Origin of the sequence: Streptomyces sp. JW3, from assembly GCF_052216785.1 — a bacterium.
Taxonomy (GTDB): Bacteria; Actinomycetota; Actinomycetes; order Streptomycetales; family Streptomycetaceae; genus Streptomyces.
Window position 1 is genome coordinate 1 of record NZ_JBQOUX010000107.1, and the last position, 26,693, is coordinate 26,693.

Here is a 26,693-nt window from a genome sequence, read left to right on the forward strand (position 1 = left end):
CCGCCGCCATCCGCATACCTCATGACGAGGATGTAGCACCGCCAACGCCCGCTGTCACCCCAACCTTTCAACCTCAGTCACAACAGCCAAAATAGGGTCATCAGCCCCAGGCAAGCGACCCCGACCCCACCCCATGCCACAACCCCCCGGGGGGTTAGGCGTGTACTCCGGGTCTTTCCGGCCCGAATTCCAGGTGGCGTATGCACCCACAAGACAAAATATCCCGACGGGCATGAAAAGCCCGCCCAAAAGAAAGTACAGAAGCCGCATCTTTCCTCCACCCGCCGACCTGCCGCGCTTCCCGATCAGGAAGCGCTTTTGCAGTGTCGCCCGTTCGACCGGTGTCAACGAGCCGACGACTTCGCCACTCCGTGCTGAATCACGCCTTCTCCTGCTCTACACACACCAAGGCACGCATGCCATTTACCGATACGAGTCGAAAGTCTCGCGCAATCCATCCTCCGTCCGGCAGCGCGCCTACCTCGGCGAGCAACCACATGAGAGCACCTGGGCCCTCCGCCCGTCGGAAGCCTTCCTATCCCTCGGCCAGGCGCGCGGCACTACCTGGCATCCCTGCTGCATCCCTGCTGCATCCCTGCTGCATCCCCTGCGGACGTTCCCGAACAGGCTTGCCTCTCGCGCCTTTTCGCAGTCCAGGACGCGCCTGTCCCGCACCGGAGGACGACCTCGCGGGGGTCAGCCCCGACGACTACGACGGGCAGGAAGGTCCCGGGCGGCGGGGGCCGGCAGGAACTGTCCGGCGACGCGCAGGAACATCTCCCGCTGCTCGGCCGGGATACCGAGGGCCGTGGCGGCCTCCTCCAGGGTGAGCCGTTCACCGCCGGGCCGGTCGGCGCCGTCCTGGGACGACGACGGCAGCGGCAGGTCCTCCTCGCTGAGCCGCCCGGAGCGGATCAGCATCTCCCGAACCGGGATGTCGAGTACGTGCGCCAGTCGCCGCATGGTCTCCAGGTCAGGCATGCTCTGCCGCTGGAGCAGCCGGGTGATGGCGGCGCGGTGCACCCCCGCCTCGTCGGCCAGGCGTGACTTGCCGCCGCCACGCGGACTGTCGATGTCGTAGCCCCGTCGGCGGATCACCTCTTCGATCCAGACCGTGAACGTTTCCAGTTCGCTGACTGTCACGGATGCTCGCCTCCCTCCAAAGCGGGCACCAGGTTATCGCGCTTGCGCGCACGGAATATCAAATTTTACGCGCGCAATGTGGAGATTCAGTCGAGGAGGTGCTGTATCCGGCCCACCTTCCCGCCCGCACACCACCCTCCGTGCCCACATGGAGCCGCACCGTCAATTTTTCGTTGCGGGCTCGCACGCAATCTGTCAGTGTGCGTGCGGCGACAGTCCCTCCCTCCTCTCTCGCCGCCCGTCGCTCCAGTTCCTCGTGTTCCTCGTGTTCCTCGTGTTCCTCGGAGACTTCATGGACCTCGCCCCCAACACCACCCCCGGCCACGCCTGGACCGCGTCGGCCGCCTGCGTCGGTCTGCCGCCCGAGGCGGTCTTCGCCCGCCGCCCCGCCCAGGCCGCCCCGGCCCTCGCCGCCTGCGCCCGGTGCCCGGTCGTCCAGCTCTGCGAGCAGACGGTGGCCCCGGCCGACACCTGGTTCGACGGCGTGTGCGCGGGCCGGCTGTGGCACAACGGCCGGCCGGTCGCCCTGGACCGGGGCCGACGGCGTCGTACGGCGGCGGCCTGAAAGCCGCTCACCCGACGCCCGTAATCCGCACCTCCCGCACGAGAAGGGCCACGCCATGACCGAGCACCCGTCCACCGGCACCATCACCACCCCGCAGGGAACCCCCCTTCCGCAGGCCCCGCCGACCCCCGACGACGGCACCGGACCCGCCCGAGACGCAGCCCTGTGGGCGACAGCGCTGCTGCGCCAGCTTCCGGACCTGCTGGAGGAGTTGGCTCCATCGGCCGGAGCCCGCAGCACCGCCGCCCGGCACGCCCCCGGCCCCGCCGAACGCGCCGCCCTGGCCGCCCGGCTCCGCGAGGAACGGGACGAGGCACTGCGCAACGAGCAGCAGCACGGACTCGCCGTCCCCGGCCACAGCGCCGCACCCGTAAGACTCCACGTGTCGGACGCGCTGCGCGACATCACGGACGGCGTGGTGGAGCTGGAGGAGGCGCTGTACGACCGCCTCGGCCTGGGCCGTCCCCGTCGCGCCGCGCTCCCGGAACGGCTGACCCGGGTCGGCGAACTGCTCGGCAGGACGGCCGCCGACCCGCTGCTCGCCCGGCACGCGCGCGACGAGCTGCGCCGGATGGCCCGCCGCTGCGCCCGCGCCCTGGGCGAGACCGAGACGATGGTCCGGCTGCCCGGCCGCTGCCCATGGTGCGACTCGGTCTCCCTGCGCGCCTTCCCGGACCGGGACGCGGTGCTGTGCGTCAACCCCGGCTGCCGGTGCGGGAGCCCGGACTGCGACTGCGCCACCGACCCGGCCTTCCGCCACCTGTGGGAACGGGACGCGTGGGAGGCGCTGGCGGGCAACCGGGCGGCAGGTGAGCCCCGATGACGCCCCGCCCGTACGCCGCCGGCGCCACGCTGGTGACCGGCGCACTCGCCGCCCAGGAGACCGGGGTTGCCCCGGCGACGATCCGCAAGTGGGTCCAGCTCGGCCACCTGAGCCCGGCCGACCGCCAGGGCCGTACCCACCTCTACCGCCTGGAGGACGTCTTCTCCGCCGAACGCACCACCAGGCGCCGCCCGCCCGGCGCCCGCGCCGACTGACACCGGCGCGCCCACGACACCACACGCTCCCCACCACCGGTCCCGTCACCACACGAAGCGCACCACCGGTCCCGACACCACACGGAGCACACTTCGCAGCACCAGCGACGGCACCATGACCGCTTCGCCCTAAGGCTGTTGGCCCCTCAGGCAGACCGGCGCCGTGGCTGCGGATCGGCGAAAGCTCCGGTCGGCACCGAACAGAGGTGCCAGGGGAGGGGAACCATGGAACACGGAAGTCACGCCGTACGACTGAGACGAGCGAGCTGGTGGTGCCGCGTCACCGGAACCGCAGCGCTGGCCGGCGGCACCGTCACCACACTGGAACTGCTCTTCCCGACACCGGAAGCCGCGGCCCTGCATGACTAGCCTGGCTCTGGTCGCCGCTGTCACGGGCGTCCGTGGTCTGTACGGATTCACCGCGCGTCTCGCCGGCCGGCCGGGCCCGGGCTGGCAGACCTCGTCGTCCGTCCACGCGTAGCGGCCACGGTCTCGCGCGGGGCGGATCGCCGCCCTGGCAGACGCCGCCCGCGCAACCGAACGGACGTCCGACCCCGGGAACGCCACCTTCCGCGCCGCCACGGACGAGTCGTCCGGCACTGATCCCGCCGTCCTCACCGCGAGGCCCCCGGTTCCCTCTCGTCGGGAACCGGGGGCCTCGTCGTCCATGGGACGCCGACGGACGGCCGTCGGGGACCGGTGCGGCACGGAGCCGAAGGGCCCGTGGGGAACCGGCGCGCGGCGGTCACTCCGTGTGAGAGCGCTACGTGTCCCCGGCAGCCGGAGACCGTCCGCCGGGGACCTGGATCAGCGGGGTCCGGGGGTTCTGGGGACGGACGACCGGGCGGCCACGGCCTCCTGCCACCCCAGCGAGAACCCGCGTACTTCGGCGTCGTCGGCGATCCGCGCCCCGACCTCGCCCACTACGGCGGCCAGAGTGCGCCCGACCTCCCCGGTGTACCGGCCGGCCTGCGCGGATGCCACCGCCACCGCGACCGCGGCGGCCGTCACATCGGCCAGGCGCTCCCGCGGCCCGCCGGTCACCACGACCGCTCACCGCCGGCAACCGGCCCCCGCCCGCTCATCGTCGTCAATGACCTCACCGTCCTGTTCGAATTTACGTTCGAATTGATCCTCAGAGTAACGCAGAGTCGGCCCGAACGCCCGGCATATGACACGCTGTTGCGATCTTCCGTCGCCGCACTGACAGCGGCGACCAGAGTTGGTTGCGCGCGCGCAACCGATGGACACGACAGCGGCAGTCGACGGCCCACATCCTGGCCAACGCCACCCGCGCGACCCTGCTCGCCGCGACCGGCACCGTCTTCGGCACGTCGTTCGTCAGCGACGTCACCGAGGAGGACGGCCCGCGCTGGCTGCCCGACTACATCTACGCGGGCGCCAACCGGTACGTCTGCATCCTGCGGTTCACGGTCCGTACAGACTGAGCGGCACGACCGCTCCGTCCCTCCCCCACCCCGGCGTCGCTCACCCGACGCCGCACCAGACAAGGCCCCGCCACCTTCCCGGCGGGGCCTTCGCCGTTCCCGCCCCGGGGACGGCGGCCCCCGCTCTCGCCGGGGCACCCCTCCAAGAAAGGAAAGCCACCTCCATGGCTGGTAACAACTCCTCCGAGATCCGTATCGCCGGCACGGGCCGCATCCTCGTCGGCAAGGTCGGCGCGGCCGCGCCCACCCAGTTCTCCGCCGATCCGTCGGCCGACTGGGACAGCGACGTCTGGCGGGACCTCGGCTACACCTCCACCGACGGCGTGACCTTCAGCAAGAAGGACAAGCTGGACCCGGTGGAGACCTGGCAGGCGGTCAGCCCGGCCCGGTTCGTCTACTCGGACCGCGACCTGACCCTGAAGTTCGCCATGCTCCAGTTCAACGAGGACACGCTGCCGTTCTTCATGGGCGGCGACACGGTGTCCCAGGTGACCGGCGACACCGCCGGCGTCTTCTCCTACAACGTGCCGGACGGCCCGCAGTACGACGAGCGCGCCCTCGGCCTGGAGTTCAACGACGGCTCCGACATCATCTACCGGTTCGTCATCCCGCGCGGCCAGGTCACCGCCTCGGACGACATCAAGCTGGCCCGCAAGGCCGCCGCGACCCTGGGCGTCACCTTCACGGCCCTGTCCTCGGGCGAGACCCAGCCGCTGGCGACCTTCGTGATGAAGGACCCCTCCTACGCCACGACGGCGTAACCCGCCGCCCCGGCCCACCGGGGCGAGCACATCGGGGCGCCGGCGCCGTGCGTGCACCGGCACCCCGAAGCACCTGACGCACGACCGCGCCAGCACCACCGCCGCGCCCAGCAATCGGGTGGGCGCGGCCCCTTCGGCGCCTTTCGCACTCCACTCCACTCCACTCCTTCCGAAACGGAGACCTCATGGCCACCTTCGACGTGAACGCCGCCCGCGCCCAGCGCATGGAGGCACTGGGCCGCACCTGGTCGTTCGAGATCGACGGCGAGACCTTCCAGCTTCCCACCGAACTGACCCGGACCACCGCCCGGGCGCTGCGCGGCCTGGACGACAACGACGTCGACGGCCTGCTCGAACTCCTCCTCGGCAAGGCGCAGTTCACCCGCTTCGCACGGCTCGACGTGACCATGCAGGACATCGCCGCGATCCTGGAGGCCTACGGCAAGAAGACCGGGCTCGGCCTGGGGGAAGACTGAGCCTCGTCGCGTTCGCGGACGAACACGCCGAGGCCCTCGAAGCCGACCTGCTCCGGCACTACGGGGTGGATCTGCTCGACTGGCACCGCGGCCGGCTCTCCTCCCGCCGGCTCGCGATCCTGATCAAACACCTGCCGCGGGACAGCGCCACGATCCGCGAAACGGACGGCGAGGCCGCCGACTGGAGCGTCACCGACTACCTCCTGGCAGCGGCGGTCGACCACCTCGCGGCGGCCAACTGGATGTTCTCGGTGGTCAACGGCGACGGAGAGTCCGACCAACCGGAGCCCCCGGTCCCGGTGCCCCGCCCGGGTAGCGGCGAGAACAACACGGAGGACCACAACAGTTCGGTCGAGAGCACCCCATCGGCCCACCCGACCCCGTCAGAACTGATCCAGTTCTTCAACTGACGGAATCTCGGCGCCGCTCCCTTCCTCCGGGGGACGGCCGCCGGGAATCGACTCAGCCTGCCTCAGCAACGATCCGCACGACGAATGTCGCGACAGCTATCACCGACAGAAGAATTAGGTACAGCCGCAGACGCTCCGGGTTCTTGGTCATGGCGGAAACGAGTCGAGCACGCTTCGGATTTTCCGGGTCGTACATGATCGCCGCAGAACCGCCGGGCTGCGTCGTCGTGTTGTCCCAGAGGGTGAACTCTTCACCCTCATCCGTTCGATGGTAGCCATAACAGACTTTGACCTGCCCGTCCTGCGGAACGGACGTCTGAATGACCCATCCCGTGACGCGTTTCCCGTGCTTTCGTAGTGGCCGTTGCAGCAGGAATGGAATTCCCAGGTAGAGCAGTGCTAGAACCGCCACAACGAAAATGAATTCACAGAGTGCGACCATCACAGTCACCCCGTTCCCTTTAGGAGCGATCATCGCATGCGCGTGCGCCTCACAGCAAGACTCGAAGGCTGCCGCGGAGAGATCCGACCGCGACGCCACCTGGAACAATGCACGCAAAAACCCTGGAAGGTGCCTCCATGGCCGTTACGAATGACGACCTCCTTGCCAAAGATGGCGAGATTCTCCGCGCGGTGGAGTCCGTACGGGCTTCGATCCCCGGGACGGGCAGCGACCGACTGACAACCGAAACTTTCCTGACCGCACAGATCGCGGAGCTGAAGAAATCGGCGGGCGCCACGGGTACGAAAACGCCAGCAGCGGCTACGCAGCAGAAAGAACCGGGTGTCGTCGAGACCCTGGCCCAAACGTTTTTCGGCAAAGAACTTATCGATTCAGTGAAGGGGATGTTCACCTCTTCGATAACCCTCAAGTCCACAGTGGTTTTGGGTATCGCCCTGACGACGGCGCTCGGCCTTCAGCTGTTTTCTCTCAGCGGCCTCATCAAAGACGTACTGGCGAGCAAGAACAAGGAAATAGTCACTAAATTCGGGATTCCGCGCGTCAAGGACACGACCCCTGAACCTGATCCGCACGGCCCGAACTTGCCGAACATGCTGGACCTGGCCAGTGCGCTTCACAAAGTCGACACGTCAGTCAAGACTCTCGATACATCTGTCGGCGGACTCCACCGAAAAGTCGACAGCCTTCTGGCTCAGCTCAGTTGAGTTAGATGGAACGAAACGATCGGAAGCAGCATGGCTCTCACCGCCACACTCAAAAAAGCTTCAGGAAGCCTCCACACGTTCAAATCCAACCTCGAACAGGCCGGCCGTGCCGCTACCGGGCTGAAGCAGAGCACACAGACCAGCAATAGCGCTATCACCAGTATCAAGACCTCTTCCCAACAGTCGGCCAAGAAGTTGAAATCACTCCAAACCGCCGCCGACAAGACAAAGAAGTCTTTCACCAAGGCCGGCAAGTCCGGCCAGACCGGCGGGACCGCCATCGGCAAGTTCCAGTCGGGCGCCGCCAAGGCCGACAACAGCAGCAGTCTTCAGGACACGGCCTCCGCCCTGCTGTTCCTGTCCAAGGCGCGGGGATGAACGAGGCTTCCCGTCCACCCGGGCCGGTCGGTGTCCGGGCCGCCACTTCGCTGAATGCCTTCCGCACGTCGGCCACCCAGGCGGGCAGCGCCGTCCAGGCCCTCCTGCACGGCGTCGGAACCGCGCAGAAGCCGGTCAGTCGGATCCCGGCGCTGACGACCGCCGTGAAACCGGCCATCCAGCAACTGCGTACGGCGTCGGCACGGGCCGGCACCTCGATCCGCGAAACCGCCACCTCCGCCACCACCGCCGCCACCCGCCTCCGCACCGGCGCCACCAAGATCCGCGGCCCGCTCGCCGTGCTCGGTACGCTCGCCGCCGCCTCCGGGGCGTTCGGGTCCCTGACCGACCTGTTCGGCAAGTACACGCCCACGATCACCAAGCTGATGACCGCCTTCGGTGTCGCCATGACCGTCGGCTCCATCGTGATGACCGCCATCAACACCGCCATGAAGGCGAACCCGCTCGGTCTGATCCTCGCCGTCGTCACCCCGCTGGTCGTCTACCTCATCGACTACGCGGCCAACTCCGCCACCGGCCAGAAGATCATCCAGCAGGTCTTCCAGTCCGTCCTGGCCGGCTTCCAGGCCGTCTGGGCGTTCATGGCACCGGTCATCCAGGGCTGGGCCACGGCCATCTCCGAGGTCTTCGACGGCATCCAGAAGACCGTCGGCTCCGTACTGAAGTCCATCGGGTCCGCCATCAGCTCCGGGTTCACCAGCGCCCGCGGCGCGATCTCGACCGCCACCCACGCCGTCACCTCGCTCGTCAAGGGCGCCTGGAACGGCTTCAAGGGCGTCCTCCAGCCCACCATGAACTGGCTGACCAAGACGCTCCCCTCCGCCTTCACCCGGGTCCGCGACGCCATGCAGAAGTCGCTGCACGGCATGGGCTCGTTCCTGTCCACCGGCATCCAGACCATCGCCGGGGTCATCACCGGCCCCGTGAAGGGCCTCATCGCCTTCGCCAACTGGGTCATCGACGGCCTCAACCACCTCAGCTTCAACTTCTTCGGCAGAAAGTTCGGCGTCCACCTGTCGAAGATCCCGCAGCTCGCCGAGGGCGGTGTCGTCCTGCGAAATCGCCGCGCATCCTGACGGGGTGTCCGGGATGAAGACGTTCAAGGGAACAATCTCCACGATCGCCGACAAGGTGCTGGATTCGATGAACGAATGGCGTACCCGCCCCATCGACGCGGTCTACCCGGTCGACTTCGTCGACGCCATCCACGTCGAAATCAGGGACAAGGTCGGCGTCAGTCGCGGAACTCGCGGCGGTTTACGGCTCCGATGAAGTCCCGCCAGCCGTCGCGGCCGAACAGGAGCACCGGACCGTTGAGGACCTTGCTGTCGCGGGTGGCTATCGTGTTGGGCAGAGTGGCGACCGCTATGCACTGCCCCTCGCCGCTGCTGTAGCTGCTGGTGACCCAGTGGACAGTGGTGAGGTCGGGGGCGTTCATGCTGTCTCCAGTTCTTGCGTCAGTTCGGCCGCCGCCTTGCCGATCAGGGCGAGCGAATCGTCGGGGCTGAGGGCTTGCGCCCGTAGGTTGTCGAAAGTCGCGGCGTAGCGGGCGATGTCCGCGTCCGACTCAAGGAAGCTGTCGTTGGCCATCGAGTCGATGTATACGATCTCGCCGTCCTCGGGGTCCGCGAAGGAGAGCTGGGCGAAGCCGCCGGGCATTCCCTGGTGCGCACCGGACGTGTAGGGAACGACCTGCACGCTGACATGTGGCAGGTCCGCCAGTTCTTGTAGCCGCCGGAGTTGATCGGCCATGACAGCCGGTCCGCCGACCTGTCGCCGCAGCGCGGCCTCGTCCATGATCGCCGCGAGTTGCAACGGTTGCTCTTTGGAGAGGACGGCTTGGCGCTCCATGCGGGCCCTCACCCGTTGTTCGAGGTCGTCCGGTGAGGCATCGGGCAGGTGCCCCTTGATGACGGCACGGGCGTAGTCCTCGGTCTGCATGAGGCCGGGGACGTAGAGCGCCTCCCAGTTGCGGACGGTCTTCGCCTCCGCTTCGAACTGGATGTAGGTGTTGTACTCGTCGCGCAGCGCGTCGTGGTACGGCCGCAGCCAGCCCTGGGTGTCGGCTCCCTCGTGCAGCGCTGTGATCCGGGCGCGCTGGCTGTCGCTGACCTCGTAGAGGTCGAGCAGCGTCATCAGGGTGCGCATCTGAGGCCGGCCTTCCGGCTTTTCGATGCGGTACAGCGTGGCGGGGCTGATGCGCGTCTGCGCGGTCACGTCGTCCTGGCTGAGCCCGGCGGCTTTCCGAGCCCGTTTGAGTTCGGACGCCAGGCGGCGGAGGCGCACCGTTGGTGGCCTTGCGGGCACGCTCACTTCCCTTCTCGTTGCATGAGCGGTCACGGCCGAGTGTCGCCCATCCGCAGCCTGCTCGCCAAGCCGGTTCGCAAATGAAGGGACTTCATTTGAATGGCTTGCATCAGCTCACGCAGAGAGGCCATGCTGAGTCCCGGCACAGCAACCCACCGTGACAGTTGCGTAGCCGTGAGTTGGTCGCGCCTGTGAGGGGCGGAGCTTACGGGGTGCATGCACGGGTTTCTGCACTTCCGCCGTGTGTGCCGAAGCGGGCGGACCGCGCACCTTCGGGGCGCCGCCTGATCGACTGGGAGGACCGACCTTTGACCTTCGTGACGTATGTCCTTGATCGTCTGCTGCCCGGCACCGGCCGCCGCAGACTCCCCGTTGGTTCGCGACACTGGAAGGGGACTGTGGCATGAACGGTGTGACGTACTGGTTCCGGCACACGGCCGAGCCCAGGGCGGTGCCGTTGGGCCGGCGGTTCGCGTCGAACGTCCTCAGGGACTGGGGACTTGAGCACATGTGCGAGCCCGTGACCCTGATCGCCTCCGAGCTGTTGACCAACGCCGTGGAAGCCACCGGCACCACGAAGGCAGCGCCGAGTCGTGACGAGCGCGAGACGCTGCCGCTGGTCGCGGTGCGGCTGCGTGTGTCCAGCCGGGCGCTGACGGTCGAGGTCTGGGACACCAGCCAGGCGCTACCCCGGATGCGAACGTCCGACGCGGACGCCGAGAACGGCCGGGGCCTGCCGATAGTGACACTGTTGTGCAAGCGCTGGGACTCCTACCGTCATCCATCGGGCGGCAAGGTCGTCCACGCGGTGCTGCCCCTCGCGCTACCGCCGGTGGCGCTCACGGAAGCACCCCCGGAGCCGTCTTCCGTTGCCGGGGGCCGTATCGGAGCCGGAGGCATTGCCGAGCCGGACCCGCAAACCGTGCGGGGAGCCGAAGGACCGGCCCGACGTCGCGCTGCTGACCCGCCTTGAACACCTGTTGAAACGCAAGCCGCCCCGACTCGTAGCCCACGGCTTCTGACAGTCCCGTGCTGCCCCGGAGGCGCGTGGTCCGGTTCCACGCGCCTGTTCCCTTGGGGGGGCGTCTTCCGATGTTCTGGTTCTGGTGCGCGAGGGTGTCTCCGGGCATGACACGTCGAAGTTGGCGGTCGCCAGGATCAGATGTCGTCCCGCCGCGGTTCGTTCGCGTACGCCGAGCCAGCAGGGTCCGGGCGAGCGGATCGTCGGTGGCGGTGGCGGTGGCGGTGGCGGTGGCGCCCTCAGCCTGCAGAGCGTCCACGAGTCGCCCGATCGGGAGCCCGCCGAGTTCGGCCAACTCGTGGCGCAACGGCAGCGCCTACCATGCCGAACAGGACAGGCACCGGCCGCCAGCTGCGGTACGGATGCCGGGAACCTGCTCCAGGGCCGCTCACATCCGCGCCGCGACGGCCGCCTGCCCGGTCAGGTAGCCCTCCAGTCGGAGCAGTTGGGCGTGGGCGAGTAGGCCGGCGAGCGGGTGGATTCGCGGGTCTTCGAGGCCAGTGCGGGTCGCTGTCGGCGTTCGGATGGCGACCGCCTCACCAAGTGCCGCTCGGCCAGGACGTTCCGTCCGCCGACGACACCGCCGTGACTCCGTCGCCTGCGCGAGCCCCCAGACCTCCCACGCAACCTCCCCACCACTCGCTCGCCAGCACGTAATTACGCGTGCGCAAGCACGCTAAACCTCGGGTCACCCCCGATCGAGAGCGAGACCGAGATGAACTCCCCCGAGCTGGGCGCTTCCGCCGCATGGGTCGAGGGCCTGATGCGCGACCGCGGCTACGACATCGACAGCCCGCGCGGCGGCGGCAAGTCCCACGTAGCCGACGAAGCCGGGGTGCATCGCGCCGCCGCCACCCGGCTGCTCCAGTGACAGAGCATGCCCGACCTGGAGACGACCCGGCGGATCGCGCGGGTCCTGGGTGTTCCGGTCCGCGACATGCTGATCCGCTCAGGGCGCCTGACTGCGGAGGAACTGGCCGTTCCGCGCAGCGATACGACCTCCGTCCTCACCGTCACGGACACCACTTCCCGACCGACGCTGGAGGAGGTCGCCGACCTGATGGGCGTACCCGCGGACCGGCGGGAGATGTTCGTACGGGTGGTGGAGCAGTTCCTTCCGGCGGAGAGCCGGGACCAGGACGCGCGCCGGCCGGACGCGAGCGGTGGCCGGCTGGAGGAGGCCGTGGTGACGGCGTCCGGGCGCGGTCGCGGCGGCAGGCGCGGAGACTCGGCCCCCGGGGCCCGAGAAGCCAGTACGGCCAACGAGGCGGCACTCCTCTCCGGCCGACTCCGAACCCCCCTCCCCCTCGCACAGGCGCCCACAGAACCGTGGAGCGCCTTTTCCCTTCGGCCCGTTGGGCCACACGTCATCCAGGTACTTGCTCCCCCAACCCTTAGTTGCGCGTGCGCACGCCCCGTGTCACAGTTGGTGCAGCGGCAGAGCTGTGCCCGCAGGGTCGGGCAGCAGCGATCCCGCCGCCCCGCCGGGCTGTAGCGCCGCGCACCTCCCCGCCAAGCCGCGCGGCGCTCGCCCGGCGCCTCCCGCGGGCCCTGACCCGCAGCCCGCAGACTGCAACCCGCCCCGGCGCCCCGTGCGCCCCGCCGCCCCGAGGTGAACCAGGCATGACCACACCCGTCCCGCCCCCGAGCGCCTTCATCGAAGTCGAAAGGCTGGTCGTCGAGATCCTGGAGGACGACCCGGGCCTGGCCACCGCGCTCGTCGCGGTCGAGCCGCCCGCCGACTTCGACGGCACCGCCGCCGCCGTGCTGGTCAACCGGCGCGGCGGCGCCTGGGTCGGTGAACTGCACGTCGACGAGCCGCTGATCGAGCTGGAGGTGTACGGGCCGGACAAGGCCACCGCGCACACCCTGGCCAACACCGGCCGGCGCGCGCTGCTCGCTGCGGCGGGCCGCACTTTCGGCACGAACGTCATCACCGACGTCGTCGAACAGGACGGCCCGCGCTGGATGCCCGACTACCTGTACGCCGCGGCCAACCGCTACGTGTGCGTGATCAAGGTCGCGGTCGACATCTACTGACCGCCCCCGCGCCCCCGCACCGAGGGGCGCCCACAAGCCCGAAGGCCCCGTCACCCGGCGGGGCCTTCGTCGTGCCCGGACGCCGTCCCAAGCATCCGGACACACCCCCGTATCACCTTTCACCTCTCAACAAGGAGACCGAGCATGGCAGGCACCAACACCTCCGAGATCCGTATCGCCGGCGCCGGGCGCCTCTTCATCGCCCCCGCCGGGACGGCCGTCCCGGAGACGTTCACCGACACCGACTCCGCCGACGACTGGGGCACCACCTGGAAGGACCTCGGCTACACCTCCGGCGACGGCGTCACCTTCAGCAAGAAGGACAAGCTGGAGCCGGTGGACGTCTGGCAGGTCGTCAGCCCGGTGCACTTCGTCTACTCCGACCGGGACCTGACGCTGAAGTTCTCGCTGATGCAGTTCAACGAGGAGACGCTGCCGTTCTTCATGGGCGGCGGCGCCGTCGCCGACGCGGGCGCCACCTCCTCGGGCGTCTACAAGTACGACGTCGCGGACCGCCCGTACGCCGACCCGCACGCCCTCGGCCTGGAGTTCACCGACCGGGCGGGCAGCACCGCGGTGACGTACCGGTTCGGCATCCCGCGCGGCCAGGTCACCGCGGCCGACGACATCAAGCTGGCCCGCAAGGCCCCGGCCCAGCTCGGCATCACCTTCACCGCCATGGCCACGCCGGACGGCTCGCCGCTGGCCAGCTTCGTGATGAAGGACAGCGCGTACGCCGCGGCCTGATCCACCGACGGGCGGGGCGGCCGAACCCCGCCCCGCCCGTCTCCCTCCCCCTTCCCCCTTCTCCACCTCACACACGAAGGAGCATCCGTGTCCCGTTTCGACGTCAACGCGGCCCGCGCCCAGCGCCTCGAAGCCCTCGGCCGTACCTGGTCGTTCGAGCTCGACGGCGAGAGCTTCACCCTGCCCACGGAACTGTCCCGCGCGACCGCGAAGGCGCTGCGCAAGCTCGACGACAACGACGTGGACGGGCTGCTCCGCCTGCTCATGGGCGAGCAGCAGTTCGCCCGCTTCGAGCAGTACGAGGTCACCATGCAGGACATCGCCGCCATCCTGGAGGCCTACGGCAAGGAGACCGGGCTCGGCCTGGGGGAAGGCTGAGCCTCGTCGGGTTCGTAGACGAACACGCCGAGGCACTGGAGTCCGATCTGCTCCGGCACTACGGAGTGGATCTGCTCGACTGGCACCGCGAACGCCTCTCCAGCCGGCGGCTCGCGGTGCTCATCAAGCACCTGCCGCGGGACAGCGCCGTCAACCGCGACCTGCACGGCGAGGCCGCCGACTGGTCGGTGACGGACCACCTGCTGGCCGCCGCCGTTGACCATCTCGCGGCGGCCAACTGGATGTTCGCCTCCGTCAACTCGGAGGAGGGGGACCAGCCGGAGCCACCGGCGCCGGTACCGCGCCCGGGGGACGGGGCGGAGGCGGACGACGCGGAGCCGGTGGCCCCGGGCGGGACCGGAGGCGGTTACCCGGACCGGACCGCCGGCTCAGCCGCAGAGACACCCACGGCGGCCCCGACTGCGAACGGGTCCGGTCCCCAGCGTCCGTCCCCGGTCGAGCTGGCCCGGTTCTTCGCCTGAACCGGGTCCGCGCTAAGCGGCGTCCGACGATGACCCGTCACCGCATCTGGAACGTCCGTACGACTCTCCCTGCCCACCGCCCGGCAGCCTCTGTGCCGCCGGGCGGTCCAGCGGCCCCCAGCCGCCCGGATCGACCGGAATGCACACAGACATGGCGACTGGCACGAGCAACTCCCCGCAGCAAGCGGTCGACACCTACGCCCGTCTCGCCCACCTCCTGCGCACCCCGGCCTCTGACAGCGTGGCCCTGCTCGACCGGGTGTACGAGGAACTGCTCGTCCGGGAGTCACGCGCCTACGCGGCGGGGTGGTCGGACGCACTGTCGGAAGCCCGGCGCGCCGCCTTCCGCTGACCCCCACCACCTCGCCTCACCCCTCCCCTCACACCTCGACGCCCGGGCTCGGCCTGCCGACCGTGCGGCCGGCAGCCTCCCGTCCGCACACCGAAGCCCTCTCGAAGCGACACGCCCCGCGCCCCGCCGCTGCCATACCGGCGACGATGTCAAGTGTCACGAGCTTCGGCCTCGGCGCACCTTTGGAATCCCTGCGCACCGAATCCCACATCGCGGAAGTGAAGAAAATGAACACTCACGCGAGCACAATCACAACAACCAGAACAAGGTCATCAGCCCCAGACTGACGACCCCGACTCCACCCCAAGTCGCGACTCCTCCTGGATTGGGAAGGTAGTCCGGATCTTTCCTGCCTAAATTCCACGTAGCGAAAGCTCCCACGAGACTAAATCCCAATGAGCATAAAAGCCCCCCCAAGAAAAAGTACAGAATCCGCACATTTCCCCCACTCGCCAATCCTTGATGCGAAGGTTACTCAGGCAACATAGACACAGCAGCGGGGAAAGCGATCAAGGACCCGGCCGGCCGAGGCCGAATGAAAGCCGTGCTCCCTTTTCGGCTACCGCTTCGCCAGTCCCTCGTTCCGCGCGCCGTACACGAGAGACACTGCCTCCCCAAGTTGAGAGCCGGTTCCCAGGATTCCACCGCGGCTCACGGCTATCGGGCTGCAGTCGACGAGGCAACAGAAGGCTGCCTGTCCGAGCCAACGACGAGAATATTTACAGGCAGAGAATAATCACTCTCGGAATGGTCACCATCTCCCTCCTCCTCAGCCAGACACCTCGACCCTGCCCTGGCGCTCGCTCCGCGTATCCGGAGCGAGCGTCGGAGCCGGGCCGCACGGCCGGGGAGCGTACGGAAGCAACGGCGACCCGCTTCTCCTGGGCGTTGCGGACCAACCGGCGCTGTTGGCGCCCGTCTTGCGGCGGTTCGGCTCGGCGCGGTCGCTCACCTCGTCGACACCCGCAGCACCAACGGCCCAGCGGTCAGACCGGACAGCAGAAAGGCGGACTGACGCCTGACACGAGCATCTCCCCAAACGAGCCGATCGACTCCTACGCCCGCTTCGCCCACCTCCTGCACACCCTGGCCGCTGCCGACGAGGCCCTCTTCGGCCGGGTCTACGAGGAACTGCTCACCCTGGAGTCGCACGCCTACGCGGCGGGCTGGACGGACGCGCTGACGGCAACCCGACAGACCGGCCATCCGTGCGTCTTACGCACAGTCATCTTGAGGTGACAGAACTTGCAGGGAAAGCCCAACGAAGGCCGAACCGGCGACACCGTCGAACGCTACGAGTTTCAACCTCGGCACGCCACTCGAATTCCGCCGGCCTGAGTCCGGATAGCGAAAGCGCAAAAAAGAAAACACAGGCGATCAGCAAAACTGAAAGTTCCGGCGAGCACGTCAGACTAGCGCATCGATGAGGCAGAGCACCACCCCCGCAAAGATCAGGATCAGGCCGCCGGCACCGAGCAGGAGAACACTCCCCCACTCATACTCGTAGTCCAATTCCGCCCGCACTCCCACCTTCGCCCGCTTCGGCTTCCGGCTGTCGTACACAACCGGCACGACCGTGCCCTCAGGACCCGGCAATGCTTGCATGTACTCATGGAACCGGGCTCTCGGCTGCCCCTCCGGAAGGCAGATGTCGAGAAATACTCGATGGGAATTGGTCACGTACTCATGGAAGGCGTATACCGCCTGTCCGTCCACGCCGTGATGTTTCAATGCCTGCAGTCGACGATGCTCCAAGAAGTTGCCCGACTGAGCGAATACAGAAAGCAATCCAAGACATATGAGAACCGCCCCCACAAAAACCACAATTCACCCTTTCTACCTATACCTCAATAGAGAGATAACACAACTGGTCGAACCTAGCACCCAACCACCACGGAGGCAACACTCCCATCGGAGGGTATGGAGTCGAAATGGGCAGTAACTCGGATGCGGACATCCTCGAGAAAATAGCAGAAATCAAGACTGCTATCAGTGCAGTGAGTACCACTCTGAACTCACATGTCGATCCCAAGAACAATGTGACCAACGCTGAACTCACAACCGCTAAAGATGAGCTTAAGGAGGCGATCAAGCAAGGCAAGGATGAGCAGAAAAACATATGGGAAGCGCTCATGGAAGCAGCCGGCCTTAAAGACTTCTTCGAAGCGTTCAAGCAACAGGATATGGCTGTTAAGATCATCGGGATCGTCGGCGCTCTCGGCATTGTCATCATGGGCAAGCTGCTGGATCTTGGCAAATTGTTCAATCTAGGGTTCGAGAAAATATCGAGGCTCTTCTTTCGCACCGTGCTGGGGCGCGGGACCGCTCCGGGTCATGTGCTCGCCACCGGTGAGAGTGGTCTGCCACGGTCGATGACCCGCCAGCAGGCCGACTCCCTCACCGCCGTCTCCATCAACCCGCACGGCCTGACTCCGGAGGCCCTCAACAACCTCAAGGACGCCCTGAACACGCTCACTCCAAAAATCGCAGATTACAACACCGAGACGCGCCAAATGCTCTCCGCAGGAAAGATCAACGGCCTGGCCAAGGCGATCAACAATCTCAAGGGCAAGCTGAACCCGAGCCCGCACTCGACCATCAAGAACACAGCCAAGGCCATCGGTCTCCTCAGCCGAAAGCTCGAACTCTACGACCCCACCAAACTCCCCAAGGCCCAAGACCTCCGAAACGTCCAGTCCGCGGCAACCGACCTCGCCGAGACCGCGGAAACACTCCGCACCAAGTTCCAGACCCTGTCGAACGGATTCGGCGCCGCCGTCGGTGCGCTGACCGGCAGCGGCGCATGACCAGGTGTCGCCCCAAGGAGGTGTGTCATGAGTCTCGTTAGTTCCCTGAAGAAGGCCTCCGGCTCCCTGCAGGACTTCAAGTCGAAAGCGTCCGGTGCCGCGACGGCAGCCAAGGGTGTCGGTAGCGCGGGCAAGACATCGGCGGCTCAGCTCAAAACGCTCAAAACCGCCGCACAGGGCTCCGAGAAGGAGTTGAAGGACCTCAAGTCCGCCGCCGACAAGGCCGAGAAGTCGGTCGCCAAGGCCGGCAAGACCGGTACCAGCGCCGGCAAGAACCTCGGCAAGTACGAGTCCGGGGCGAGCAAGGCGGCCAAGGGCCAGGACAAGATGAACAAGTCGATGAAGGGCAACTTCTTCGGCATGCTCATGGACCTGCTCATGCCGCTCATTCAGAAGGTCGTCGAGATGGCGACCAAGTCGAAGACCATGCAGAAGGTCCTCAAGACCGCCTTCGACGTCATCAAGTCCGTGATCAGCACCGTCATGAAGGCCATCGGGCCGATCATGAAGAACGCCGCGAAGCTGATCAAGTCCGTCTGGAACGGCATCAAGTCGGCGATCTCCAAGGTCGTCAAGGCCGTGGCGACGGTCATCAAGACCTACGTCGCCATCTGGAAGACGGTTATCACCACCGCGCTGAAGGCGATCAAGACCGTCGTCTCCAGCGTCTGGAAGGGCATCAAGGCCGTCATCTCCCCGGTCGTCAACTGGGTCAAGTCGGCGATCCCGAACGCATTCCGCGCCGTCAAGGACAAGCTGTCGAGCATCTGGGGCGGCCTCAAGGGCATCGCCGGCCGCGCCTTCGACGGCATCAAGAGCGCGGTCAAGGGCCCCCTGAACTCGGTCATCGGCATCATCAACCGCGCGATCGGCGCCCTCAACGGCATCAAGGTCTCGATCCCCGGCTGGGTCCCCGGCGTCGGCGGCAAGACGTTCGGCGTCAGCCTCCCGAAGATCCCCATGCTGGCCACCGGCGGCGTCGTCATGCCCCGCTCCGGCGGGGTCCCGGCGATCCTCGCCGAGGCCGGTGAGGCGGAGGCCGTCCTGCCGCTCAGCAAGCTCGACCAGCTGCTGCGCCGGGCCGCCGGGCGCCAGGCGTACGCCGGGACCGGCGCGACCGACAGCGCGCTGTACATCGAGCACTACTACGCCGCCGAGACCAGCAGCGCCCAGCAGACCGCCCACGCCCTGGAGTTCCTGGCGAAGGCACGCGGATGACGGCCGCCACCGTCACCGCAGGAGGCAACAAGCTGCGCACCGCGTTGCGCGGAACCGGAACCAGCCTGAGGTCCTTCCGAACCACGGTGGAGACGACAAACACCACCGTGCGTTCCTTCACCCAACAGGTCAAAGCCGCTGCCGCCACCCTCGGCTCGGTTCACCCTGACGCCGCCCAGGGTGCCGCGGCCCTCCAGAAGATCAAGACCACCTCCGCCACCACCTCACGCTCCCTCACCCGAACCGGACGCTCCGCCGTCACCGCCGCCCCCGGCATCAAATCCATGGGAACCAACGCCAAACGCTCCACCACCGCCCTCCGCAAGCTCGGCTCCGCCCTCGGCGGTGTCCTCGCGATCGTCGGCGCCCTCATCTCGGCGTCCGGCGTCCTCGGTCCGCTGCTCGACACCTTCGGCACCGCCCTGACCATCGGCTCCGGCGTCATGCTGGTGATCAACGCCCTCACCCGCGCCAACCCCATCGGCTTCGTCACCGGGCTCCTCCTCCCGGTCGCCGGCTGGCTGATCGACCTGGCGGTCAACTCCGAGACCGGGCAACGCCTGATCGAGCAGCTCGCCACGCTGATCCTCCAGTACGTCGAGGGCTACCTGACCCTCATGACCCCGCTGCTCAAGGCCGTCGCGAGCGCGGTGAACACCTACGTCACCGGCTACCTCGGCGTCATCACCACCGCGCTCACCGCCATCGGCGCCCTCGTCGGCACCGGCTTCGCCGTGCTCAGGGCGCTGACCACCGGGGACACCCGGGCGCTCAGCGGCAAGGTCGCGTCGATCTGGCGGGGCTTCAAGGACCGGGTCAAGCCGATCCTGAACTGGATCACCAAGGACATCCCCCGGATGTTCACCCGGATCAAGGACGCCACCTCGCGCACCCTCCGTGCCATCGGGCAGTTCATGACGACCGGCACGCAGACCGTCGCCGGTGTGGTCAAGGGCCCGATCCAGGGCCTCATCGCCTTCGCCAACTGGGTCATCGACGGCCTCAACCACCTCAGCTTCAACTTCTTCGGCAAGAAGTTCGGCGTCCACCTGAAGAAGATCCCGCAGCTCGCCGAGGGCGGCATCGTCCACCCGGCCACGGTGCCCGGCGCCGCCACCGTCCAGCCGCTCACCTCGCTCGGCCGCTACCTCCCGGCGCCGTCCCGCTCCGTCGCCACCACCGGGCCCGCCTCCCTCGCCGGCCGTCCCAAGGTCCGCGTCTACGAAGAGCGCGCGGGCAGCAGCCCGATGACCGTCGCGGAGGACCTGCTCTTTCTGCGCCAGGCCGCCTGAACGCCACCAGAGCCACACCCGAACCACTCAAGAAGCCGCCCGCCCACACCGCCGGCGGCCTTCGGCGTGCCCGCGGCCGGCATACCCGCCCACCAGCGACAACCCCAAGCGAGGTGACGGCCCACCATGGCCACAACCGTCTCCGCCCCCGCCCCCACCAGCACCGACGACACCCCCGGCTCCCTCATCACCCTCGACGGCCAGATCCAGTGGGGCAGCCTCCTCATGGGCACCGGCACGCCCTACCCCGTCGACCGCACCGGCATCACCGGCTGGGACGACCTGCCCGAGCTGGACCTCGGGGACGTGCTCCGCCCCGACCAGCACGGCGCCTGGCCCGGCGACCGCTGGGCGCAGCCCCGGCTGGTCGGCGCCACCGTCTGGCTCGCCCCGCCGGCCGGCACCGACCCGCTCGCCACCACCACGGCGTTCCGCGCCGCCACCGGCCCCGACGGCCAGGAACGCTGGCTGGCGGTCCGACTGCTCGGCGAGACCCTGGCCGTGCGCGCCCGGGTCAGCCGCCGGGTCGTCCCGCAGGACCGCTCGTACGCCACCGCGGGCTTCGCCAAGGTCAGCCTCCAGTGGACGGCGACCGACCCGCGCCGCTACGCCCCCGCGCTGCACGAGGCGCTGACCGGGCTGCCGGTCGCGGAACCCGGCCTGGTCTGGGAGGACGCGGCCGGTTCCGGACTGTCCTGGCCGCTGGACTGGGGCGGTGCCGGGACCGCCGGTTCGATCGCCGCGGTCAACGCGGGCGGCGCGTCGGTCCGTCCGGTCGTCGAGTTCCGCGGGCCCGTGCAGCGGCCTTCGCTGACCCGGCTCTCCGACGGCCGCCAGCTCCAGTACGACCTGGCGCTCGGCCCCGGCGACCTCCTCACCGTCGACACCGAGGCCGGCACGGTCCTGCTCAACGGCACCGCGTCCCGCATCTACACCGCCACCCCCGACTCGTCCCCCGAGCAGCTGTTCACGCTCGAACCCGGCACCACCGACCTGGCGTTCCGCGCCGACGACGTCACCCCGTCCGCCGCCGCCTCGGTCACCGTCCGCTGGCGCGACGCCCACTGGTGATCCGACCCGCACCCCACCCGGAAACCTTGAACAACGCGAAAGGAACCCCATGCCCCTCCGCACCGCATGGCTCGTCAACCGCACCGACGCCGAGAACGGCCAGTCCCGTGCCGACACCCGGCTCGCCCCGCTCGGCGCCGTCACCCCGGTCAGCGGGCTGGCCGGCCGCAGCGGGCTGATCCCGGGCTCGCCGGACGGCAAGTCGCTGACGTCGGCCTTCTACGTGTTCAGCTCGACCGCCGGGATGACCGCGACGATCGCCCCCGGACGGGCCGTCGTCCAGGGCAGCGAGACCGCCGGCGCGTACCCGGTCGTCCTCACCGACTACACCAGCGTCACCTTCGAGGACGGCGACGCCAACAACGCGCGCACCGACCTGGTCGTCCTGCGGATCTACGACGCCCAGACCGACAACTCCGGCCGTACCGAGGCGGTCCTGGAGATCCTGCGCGGCCCCACCGACGGCAGCCTCGCGCTCCCGCTGGTCCCGGACGCGTCCCTGCCGCTGGCCAGCGTGCTGGTCCCGGCGGGTTCCTCGGTCGGCACCGGCGGTATCAACTGGGCCACCGCCGTCACCGACCTGCGCACCACGACCGTCGGCGTCGGCGGCATCCTCCCGCTGTACGGCAACACCGCCGAGGCCGGCGGCTACCCGGGCCAGTACCGGGACATCAGCTCGCAGCTCCAGCGGTGGGACGGCAGCCAGTGGGTGGGCTACCCGGCCCAGCTCGGCGGCATCGCCCCCACCGGCCGGGTCGCCACCGGCTCGTACGTCGGCCAGTACCGGGACAACAACGGCCGGCTGGAGCGCTGGACCGGAACCGCCTGGGTGCTGGCGCTGCCCAGTCCGGCGTTCGCGTACGACAACGACGGCGGCTACTGCAAGACGACGACCTGGTCGGAGGCGCTGACCGGGACGGTCGGGCCGACCATCACCGCGACCTTCACCGCGCCGGTGAGCGGCAAGGTCCTGGTCACCGTGGGCTTCCAGGGCCAGCCGGGGGTGGAGGGCGGCTGGGGCCGGATGTCCGCCAACATCCGCAAGGACGGCGTCCTCGTCACCGGTCAGGGCGCCGTCGAGACCCGGTCGGCCATCGACACCAACCGCGGCAACCAGTCGGTGACGACCACCTTCCCGGTCACCGGGCTCACCGCGGGCGCGACGTACACCGCCGTGTCGGCGTACTCGTCCAGCGCGACGACCAACAACCACTGGTTCGACAACCGGTTCATCCGCGTCGACCCGATGCTCTGAGGAGCGCCGCGTGACGAGTTCCCCCCGTACCGCCTACGCCCCGCTCACCCCCGTCTACCGAGCCGTCTTCTGCGACCTGCGCACCGATCAGGTGATCGACGTACTGCCGTTGACGGACATCAAGTTCGACGACTACATCGGCAAGTCCGGCTCGCTGTCGGCCACCGTCCCGCTGCCGAACGCCGCGCTGGCCCGCCGGGCCCGGGCCGCGCTGGTGCCCGGCCGGACCGCGGTGTGGCTGGAGCGGGACGGCGACATCTGGTGGGGCGGGGTGCTGTGGACCTGCACCCCGTCCAGCGACGAACGCGGCCGCGTCCAGGCCGCGTTCCAGGCCGGCACCTTCGATTCCTACCTCGACCACCGCATCCTCGCCCAGGACCTCTCCTACACCGCGCTGGACCAGCTGGAGATCGCCCGGCTGCTCGTGGCGCACGCCCAGGAGCAGCCGGGCGGCGACATCGGCATCCAGCTCGGGCACGAGATGTCCGGGGTGGCGCGGGACGCCTCCTATCCCTACTCCTCACTCAGCCGCGTACGCGAACTCCTGGACTCCCTCTCGCAGTTGGCGGACGGCTTCGAGTGGCGGGTGCACTGCTACCGGGACGCCGAGGGGCGCCGCGCCAAGCGGCTCCAGCTCGGTCATCCGACGATCACCGCGAGCGCGTCGGACATCGTGCTGGACCACCCGGGCCAGGTCATCACCTACAGCCTGCCGGCCGACTCGACCGTGCAGGCCGATGTGTGGGTGGCCCGCGGCGACTCGCCCAACAACGACCAGTCCGAGGAGTCGCAGCCGCTCACCGTGTCCGTCGAGGCCCCCGACGACCTCGCGGAGGGCTGGCCCCGGCTGGAGTCCACCTCGGACCACAGCGGGGTCACCGACGAGGCGACGCTGCGCTCGCTGGCCGAGGCGCAGCTCGCCGAGCAGCGGATGCCCGAGGTCATCCCGGAGATCACCGTCCGGCTCGACGGCCGGATCAGCCCGGCGCTGCTCGGCGCCGGCATCCGGCTGCGGCTGCGCGACCTGTGGCACCAGGACCCGCAGGACGAGCGGTACCGCGTCGTCGGCATCGCCGTGGAACCGCCGGGGCGCGGCAAGTCCGAGACGGCCACCCTCTACCTGGAAGGCGTGTGATCCGTGGCGACCATCCCCACCGACCTCCTCGACCGCATCCGGGCCATCGAGCGCCGCATCCGCGAGCTGATGGCCTCGGCCAACAGCAGCCCGCCGATGAACCAGGTCGGCACCGGTGACATCGTCGTCGGCGACCAGGGCCGGATCCGGGCCCGCACCTCGCTCGGCGACGACCTGTTCCTCGTCGGCCGGGTCGATCCGGACCGGGACACCGACGCCAAGCGGTACCAGCAGGGGCTCGAACTGCGCCGCGACGACGGTTCGATGGCCCTGTCGCTGATCACCGCCGACCCGGTGAACAGCCCGGTCCAGCAGCTGCGGGTGCTGGACCACCAGGGCAACACGCTGCTGGCGACCGACGCGGCCCGCGGCGGCCTGGCCCGCCCCTACCTGCCGTTCCCGCTGCCCGTCCCGGTCGACACCGCCCGCTGGGAGTCCACCGGCGCCACCGACTGGACCACGCTGTACGCCGGTCCGGGCATCGCCCAGCACCCGCGCGTCCAGTGCGAGGTCGCCGTCGCCGGCAGCGTCGGCGCCGCCGTACGGCTGCTGGTCGACGGCATCCCGGTGGCCGCCGAGCAGACCGTCACCGGCACCACCGGTCAGACCGCGACGCTCTACGCCGCCTTCACCGGGGACGTCGCCGCCCCCTTCGGCGACCCGGTCGCCTTCGAGATCCAGGCCAGGGTCGCGGCGGCCGGCGACACCGTGGCCTGCGTCCCGCGGGCGCTGTACGGCATCCAGTCCTGACGCGCCCGTACCCCCTTTAAGAATGTGAACGGAGTCCTCGTGCTGCCCGAATCCATCCCCACCGTCCGGCTCACCGCCCAGTACCTCGCCCTCGACGGCCGTCCGCTCGGCGGCACCGTCGAGTTCGCGCCGCCGTCCCTGCTCACCCACTCGGACGCCGATGTCTTCGTCGGCGGTCCGACGACGGCGACCCTGGACGCCGACGGCCGCCTCGACGTGACGCTGCCCGCGACCGACGCGGACGGCTGGAACCCGCTGGCCTGGACGTACACGGTCACCGAACGCCTCAACGGCATCTCCCGGACCCGCACCTACCGCATCGCCCTGGCCCAGTCCGTCCCCGCGGTGGACCTCGCGGACCTGGCCCCCGCCGACCCGGCCGGCCCGCAGTACGTGACCGTGCCCGGCCCGCAGGGCCCCCAGGGCGAGCCGGGTCCGCAGGGCCCGGCCGGTCCGGTCCACTCGGTCAACGGCCACACCGAGGCCGACATCATCCTGACCGCCACCGAGGTCGGCGCCCTGGCCACCGCCGCGGCCGGCCAGCCGAGCGGCGTCGCCCAGCTCGACGCCACCGGCAAGGTGCCGCTCACCCAGCTCCCCGACGGCACCGGCGACGGCGTCACCTCGGTCAACGGCCTGACCGGCGCGGTCACCCTGGCCGCCGCCGACCTCGGGGCGCTCACCCCGGCCGCCGCCGACGCCCGCTACCTGGCCATCGACGGTGCCCCCGTGCTCTCCGTCAACGGCCAGACCGGCGCGGTCACCCTGACCGCCTCCGGCCTCGGCGCGGCCCCCGCCGACCAGGCCGTCCTGCTCACCGGCGACCAGACCATCGCGGGCGCCAAGACCTTCACCACCGTGCCCACCGTCTCCGCCGACCCCGCCACCGCCGACGGGCTGGTACGCCGGTCGTACGTCGACACCCGGATGCCCTCGGGCATCTGGACGCCCGCGGCGCTGGGCTTCAAGGCCTGGGCGTTCGACCCGGCGGCGTCCTCCCCGTCCACCGCCCAGTACTGCATCAACGGCAACGTGTACCTCATCGGTGTCCCCCTGACCACCGGCGGGACCGTAACCAACGTCTGCTTCTACGTCGACGGATACGCCGGCACCGGCCTCGCCGCCACCTCCTTCGCCGGGCTCTACGACAGCGCCGGCAAGCGGGTCGGCGTCACCGGCGCGCTGAACACCCAGATCACCGCGACCGAGGGCACCACGTTCGTCCTGAAGCTGACCACCGCCTACACCGCCGTCGCCGGCTACTACTGGGTCGCGCTGCTGATCAACGGCCCCGACCCGAAGACCAACGGCCCCGGTTTCATGGTCGGCGCGAGTATGGGCAGCTACCCGGGCGGCAGCGCCCGGATACCCGGTGCCTTCGTCCGGCACGGCCGACTGCCCGCCACCGGTCTGACCTCACTGCCCGCCTCGTTCACCCCGTCCACGATCGTGGCCGACGCCAACGCGATCTGGGCCGCGGTCTCCTGACCCGCTCCGCTGCCCCCCTCTGACCTCACCCGAAGGAGCCATGATGGCCACACCGCTCACCGCCGACACCCTCGTCGCCGCCCTGACCACCGAGGGCGTCACCGTCGTCGAACATGGCGACTGGCGCACCCACAACCGCAACAGCGCCGGGGCCTGGGGCCCGGTCAACGGCGTGATGGTCCACCACACCGTCACCTCCGGCACCGACGCCTCCGTCGCCCTCTGCTACGACGGCACCACCGACCTGCCCGGCCCGCTCTGCCACGGCGTCATAGCCAAGGACGGCACGGTGTACCTGGTCGGCAACGGCCGCGCCAACCACGCCGGACTCGGCGACACCGACGTCCTGACCGCCGTGATCGCCGAGACCGCGCTGCCCGCCCCCGACTCGGACGACGTCGACGGCAACACCCGCTTCTACGGCTTCGAGTGCATAAACCTCGGCGACGGCTCCGACCCGTGGCCGGAAGCCCAGCTGGAGGCGATCGCCCGGGTCTGCGCCGCGATCTGCCGCGCCCACGGCTGGGGCGCCGCCTCCGTCATCGGCCACCTGGAGTGGACCTTCCGGAAGATCGACCCCAAGGGCTTCTCGATGGCGTCGATGCGCACCCGGGTCGCCGCCCTGCTGGCCGCCACGCCGGGCGGCAGCGCCACCCGCTACCAGCCGTTCCCCGGCGACGCCTTCTTCAAGTCCGCCCCGAACTCCACCATCGTCGCCGCGATGGGCGGCCGGCTCGTCGCCGAGGGCTGCTCGGCGTACGCCACCGGCCCCGGCCCGCAGTGGAGCGAGGCCGACCGCGCCTCGTACACCCTGTGGCAGCAGAAGCTCGGCTACACCGGCGCCGACGCCGACGGCTGGCCGGGCGCCACCTCGTGGAACGCCCTGAAGGTCCCGTACACCGCCTGATCCGCCCGTCCCGCCCCTCCCGGCCCCGCCGCCGTC

The 26,693-nt window shown here is 69.1% G+C and carries 32 protein-coding genes and 2 pseudogenes; 28 read left to right on the plus strand and 6 right to left on the minus strand.

What is annotated here, in order from left to right:
• Positions 1 to 696: 696 nt before the first annotated feature.
• Positions 697 to 1,143 (minus strand): helix-turn-helix domain-containing protein, encoded by a 447-nt coding sequence (locus ACTT8P_RS31025; RefSeq protein WP_442835105.1) that lies wholly within the window; start codon positions 1,141 to 1,143, stop codon positions 697 to 699.
• Positions 1,144 to 1,417: 274 nt separating this feature from the next.
• On the opposite strand from ACTT8P_RS31025, the gene ACTT8P_RS31030 reads away from it, so the two are divergent.
• The 4 genes from ACTT8P_RS31030 (at position 1,418) to ACTT8P_RS31045 (ending at position 3,115) form a co-directional block, all read left to right on the plus strand.
• Positions 1,418 to 1,708 (plus strand): WhiB family transcriptional regulator, encoded by a 291-nt coding sequence (locus ACTT8P_RS31030; protein WP_442835106.1) that lies wholly within the window; start codon positions 1,418 to 1,420, stop codon positions 1,706 to 1,708.
• A gap of 55 nt (positions 1,709 to 1,763) precedes the next feature.
• Entirely contained in the window at positions 1,764 to 2,531 is a 768-nt protein-coding gene (locus ACTT8P_RS31035) for a hypothetical protein (RefSeq protein ID WP_442835107.1), read from the plus strand.
• Positions 2,528 to 2,746 carry a MerR family transcriptional regulator gene (locus ACTT8P_RS31040; protein WP_442835108.1) on the plus strand — a complete coding sequence of 73 codons (219 nt, stop codon included), beginning with the start codon at positions 2,528 to 2,530 and terminating at the stop codon, positions 2,744 to 2,746. Before ACTT8P_RS31035 ends, ACTT8P_RS31040 begins: the two co-directional genes overlap by 4 nt.
• A 225-nt stretch (positions 2,747 to 2,971) precedes the next feature.
• Complete coding sequence (locus tag ACTT8P_RS31045) at positions 2,972 to 3,115, plus strand: hypothetical protein (RefSeq protein ID WP_442835109.1); 144 nt, start codon at positions 2,972 to 2,974, stop codon at positions 3,113 to 3,115.
• A gap of 438 nt (positions 3,116 to 3,553) precedes the next feature.
• On the opposite strand, the gene ACTT8P_RS31050 is transcribed toward ACTT8P_RS31045, so the two are convergent.
• Positions 3,554 to 3,790 (minus strand): hypothetical protein, encoded by a 237-nt coding sequence (locus tag ACTT8P_RS31050; RefSeq protein WP_442835110.1) that lies wholly within the window; start codon positions 3,788 to 3,790, stop codon positions 3,554 to 3,556.
• 182 nt (positions 3,791 to 3,972) lie between these two features.
• On the opposite strand from ACTT8P_RS31050, the gene ACTT8P_RS31055 reads away from it, so the two are divergent.
• The 4 genes from ACTT8P_RS31055 (at position 3,973) to ACTT8P_RS31070 (ending at position 5,841) form a co-directional block, all read left to right on the plus strand.
• Positions 3,973 to 4,194, plus strand: coding sequence for a hypothetical protein (locus tag ACTT8P_RS31055; RefSeq protein ID WP_442835111.1), 222 nt, complete (start codon positions 3,973 to 3,975; stop codon positions 4,192 to 4,194).
• Between the two features lie 164 nt (positions 4,195 to 4,358).
• A complete protein-coding gene (locus tag ACTT8P_RS31060) occupies positions 4,359 to 4,955 on the plus strand; it encodes a phage tail tube protein (protein ID WP_442835112.1) in 597 nt (198 codons plus the stop codon).
• Positions 4,956 to 5,140: 185 nt separating this feature from the next.
• On the plus strand, positions 5,141 to 5,431 hold the full coding sequence (locus tag ACTT8P_RS31065) for a hypothetical protein (protein WP_442835113.1): 291 nt from the start codon (positions 5,141 to 5,143) through the stop codon (positions 5,429 to 5,431).
• Between the two features lie 65 nt (positions 5,432 to 5,496).
• Complete coding sequence (locus ACTT8P_RS31070; protein WP_442835114.1) at positions 5,497 to 5,841, plus strand: hypothetical protein; 345 nt, start codon at positions 5,497 to 5,499, stop codon at positions 5,839 to 5,841.
• A 52-nt stretch (positions 5,842 to 5,893) separates the two neighbouring features.
• Here the strand turns inward: ACTT8P_RS31070 and ACTT8P_RS31075 are convergent, their stop codons facing one another.
• Entirely contained in the window at positions 5,894 to 6,292 is a 399-nt protein-coding gene (locus tag ACTT8P_RS31075; RefSeq protein ID WP_442835115.1) for a hypothetical protein, read from the minus strand.
• A gap of 128 nt (positions 6,293 to 6,420) precedes the next feature.
• On the opposite strand from ACTT8P_RS31075, the gene ACTT8P_RS31080 reads away from it, so the two are divergent.
• The 4 genes and pseudogenes from ACTT8P_RS31080 to ACTT8P_RS31095 all read left to right on the plus strand — a co-directional run.
• Positions 6,421 to 7,008, plus strand: coding sequence for a hypothetical protein (locus ACTT8P_RS31080; protein ID WP_442835116.1), 588 nt, complete (start codon positions 6,421 to 6,423; stop codon positions 7,006 to 7,008).
• A gap of 30 nt (positions 7,009 to 7,038) precedes the next feature.
• Positions 7,039 to 7,386 carry a hypothetical protein gene (locus ACTT8P_RS31085; protein ID WP_442835117.1) on the plus strand — a complete coding sequence of 116 codons (348 nt, stop codon included), beginning with the start codon at positions 7,039 to 7,041 and terminating at the stop codon, positions 7,384 to 7,386.
• A complete protein-coding gene (locus tag ACTT8P_RS31090; protein ID WP_442835118.1) occupies positions 7,383 to 8,483 on the plus strand; it encodes a hypothetical protein in 1,101 nt (366 codons plus the stop codon). The genes ACTT8P_RS31085 and ACTT8P_RS31090 overlap by 4 nt, the downstream gene beginning before the upstream one ends.
• Positions 8,464 to 8,631: pseudogene (locus ACTT8P_RS31095) on the plus strand (transposase); the annotation flags it as partial. The gene ACTT8P_RS31090 and the pseudogene ACTT8P_RS31095, both read left to right, overlap by 20 nt.
• A 10-nt stretch (positions 8,632 to 8,641) precedes the next feature.
• Here the strand turns inward: ACTT8P_RS31095 and ACTT8P_RS31100 are convergent.
• Both ACTT8P_RS31100 and ACTT8P_RS31105 read right to left on the minus strand, forming a co-directional pair.
• Positions 8,642 to 8,845 (minus strand): DUF397 domain-containing protein, encoded by a 204-nt coding sequence (locus tag ACTT8P_RS31100; RefSeq protein ID WP_442835119.1) that lies wholly within the window; start codon positions 8,843 to 8,845, stop codon positions 8,642 to 8,644.
• Complete coding sequence (locus ACTT8P_RS31105; protein WP_442835120.1) at positions 8,842 to 9,720, minus strand: helix-turn-helix domain-containing protein; 879 nt, start codon at positions 9,718 to 9,720, stop codon at positions 8,842 to 8,844. Before ACTT8P_RS31105 ends, ACTT8P_RS31100 begins: the two co-directional genes overlap by 4 nt.
• A gap of 397 nt (positions 9,721 to 10,117) precedes the next feature.
• Between ACTT8P_RS31105 and ACTT8P_RS31110 the strand changes: the two genes are divergently transcribed.
• From ACTT8P_RS31110 to ACTT8P_RS31140, 7 genes and pseudogenes are all read left to right on the plus strand, one after another.
• Positions 10,118 to 10,687 carry an ATP-binding protein gene (locus ACTT8P_RS31110; protein ID WP_442835121.1) on the plus strand — a complete coding sequence of 190 codons (570 nt, stop codon included), beginning with the start codon at positions 10,118 to 10,120 and terminating at the stop codon, positions 10,685 to 10,687.
• A 763-nt stretch (positions 10,688 to 11,450) separates the two neighbouring features.
• Positions 11,451 to 11,882 (plus strand): annotated as a pseudogene (locus ACTT8P_RS31115) (helix-turn-helix domain-containing protein); the annotation flags it as partial.
• 476 nt (positions 11,883 to 12,358) lie between these two features.
• Positions 12,359 to 12,775, plus strand: coding sequence for a hypothetical protein (locus tag ACTT8P_RS31120; RefSeq protein ID WP_361158237.1), 417 nt, complete (start codon positions 12,359 to 12,361; stop codon positions 12,773 to 12,775).
• A 144-nt stretch (positions 12,776 to 12,919) separates the two neighbouring features.
• Positions 12,920 to 13,522, plus strand: coding sequence for a phage tail tube protein (locus ACTT8P_RS31125; protein ID WP_361157686.1), 603 nt, complete (start codon positions 12,920 to 12,922; stop codon positions 13,520 to 13,522).
• Between the two features lie 87 nt (positions 13,523 to 13,609).
• On the plus strand, positions 13,610 to 13,900 hold the full coding sequence (locus ACTT8P_RS31130; RefSeq protein ID WP_190206109.1) for a hypothetical protein: 291 nt from the start codon (positions 13,610 to 13,612) through the stop codon (positions 13,898 to 13,900).
• Between the two features lie 65 nt (positions 13,901 to 13,965).
• Positions 13,966 to 14,382 (plus strand): hypothetical protein, encoded by a 417-nt coding sequence (locus ACTT8P_RS31135; protein WP_442835122.1) that lies wholly within the window; start codon positions 13,966 to 13,968, stop codon positions 14,380 to 14,382.
• 151 nt (positions 14,383 to 14,533) lie between these two features.
• Complete coding sequence (locus ACTT8P_RS31140; protein ID WP_442835123.1) at positions 14,534 to 14,734, plus strand: hypothetical protein; 201 nt, start codon at positions 14,534 to 14,536, stop codon at positions 14,732 to 14,734.
• A 1,407-nt stretch (positions 14,735 to 16,141) separates the two neighbouring features.
• Here ACTT8P_RS31140 and ACTT8P_RS31145 read toward each other — a convergent pair.
• The gene (locus ACTT8P_RS31145) at positions 16,142 to 16,450 is read right to left on the minus strand and encodes a hypothetical protein (RefSeq protein ID WP_442835124.1); all 309 of its coding nucleotides are present in this window, start codon (positions 16,448 to 16,450) and stop codon (positions 16,142 to 16,144) included.
• Positions 16,451 to 16,665: 215 nt separating this feature from the next.
• On the opposite strand from ACTT8P_RS31145, the gene ACTT8P_RS31150 reads away from it, so the two are divergent.
• The 9 genes from ACTT8P_RS31150 to ACTT8P_RS31190 all read left to right on the plus strand — a co-directional run bounded on the left by ACTT8P_RS31150 (position 16,666) and on the right by ACTT8P_RS31190 (position 26,657).
• Positions 16,666 to 17,541 (plus strand): hypothetical protein, encoded by an 876-nt coding sequence (locus ACTT8P_RS31150; RefSeq protein ID WP_442835125.1) that lies wholly within the window; start codon positions 16,666 to 16,668, stop codon positions 17,539 to 17,541.
• Positions 17,542 to 17,568: 27 nt separating this feature from the next.
• Positions 17,569 to 18,759 carry a phage tail protein gene (locus ACTT8P_RS31155; RefSeq protein WP_442835126.1) on the plus strand — a complete coding sequence of 397 codons (1,191 nt, stop codon included), beginning with the start codon at positions 17,569 to 17,571 and terminating at the stop codon, positions 18,757 to 18,759.
• Between the two features lie 107 nt (positions 18,760 to 18,866).
• Positions 18,867 to 20,051, plus strand: a complete 1,185-nt coding sequence (locus tag ACTT8P_RS31160; protein WP_442835127.1) for a hypothetical protein — start codon at positions 18,867 to 18,869, stop codon at positions 20,049 to 20,051.
• A gap of 126 nt (positions 20,052 to 20,177) precedes the next feature.
• The gene (locus ACTT8P_RS31165; RefSeq protein WP_442835128.1) at positions 20,178 to 21,122 is read left to right on the plus strand and encodes a phage distal tail protein; all 945 of its coding nucleotides are present in this window, start codon (positions 20,178 to 20,180) and stop codon (positions 21,120 to 21,122) included.
• A 49-nt stretch (positions 21,123 to 21,171) separates the two neighbouring features.
• Positions 21,172 to 22,377 carry a hypothetical protein gene (locus tag ACTT8P_RS31170; RefSeq protein WP_442835129.1) on the plus strand — a complete coding sequence of 402 codons (1,206 nt, stop codon included), beginning with the start codon at positions 21,172 to 21,174 and terminating at the stop codon, positions 22,375 to 22,377.
• Between the two features lie 10 nt (positions 22,378 to 22,387).
• Complete coding sequence (locus ACTT8P_RS31175; RefSeq protein WP_442835130.1) at positions 22,388 to 23,512, plus strand: hypothetical protein; 1,125 nt, start codon at positions 22,388 to 22,390, stop codon at positions 23,510 to 23,512.
• 3 nt (positions 23,513 to 23,515) lie between these two features.
• Positions 23,516 to 24,262: a hypothetical protein gene (locus tag ACTT8P_RS31180; RefSeq protein ID WP_442835131.1), complete on the plus strand. Its 747-nt coding sequence runs from the start codon at positions 23,516 to 23,518 to the stop codon at positions 24,260 to 24,262.
• A gap of 39 nt (positions 24,263 to 24,301) precedes the next feature.
• Entirely contained in the window at positions 24,302 to 25,750 is a 1,449-nt protein-coding gene (locus tag ACTT8P_RS31185) for a phage tail protein (RefSeq protein ID WP_442835132.1), read from the plus strand.
• Positions 25,751 to 25,793: 43 nt separating this feature from the next.
• Positions 25,794 to 26,657: a peptidoglycan-binding protein gene (locus ACTT8P_RS31190; protein WP_442835133.1), complete on the plus strand. Its 864-nt coding sequence runs from the start codon at positions 25,794 to 25,796 to the stop codon at positions 26,655 to 26,657.
• The last annotated feature ends 36 nt before the right edge of the window (positions 26,658 to 26,693 follow it).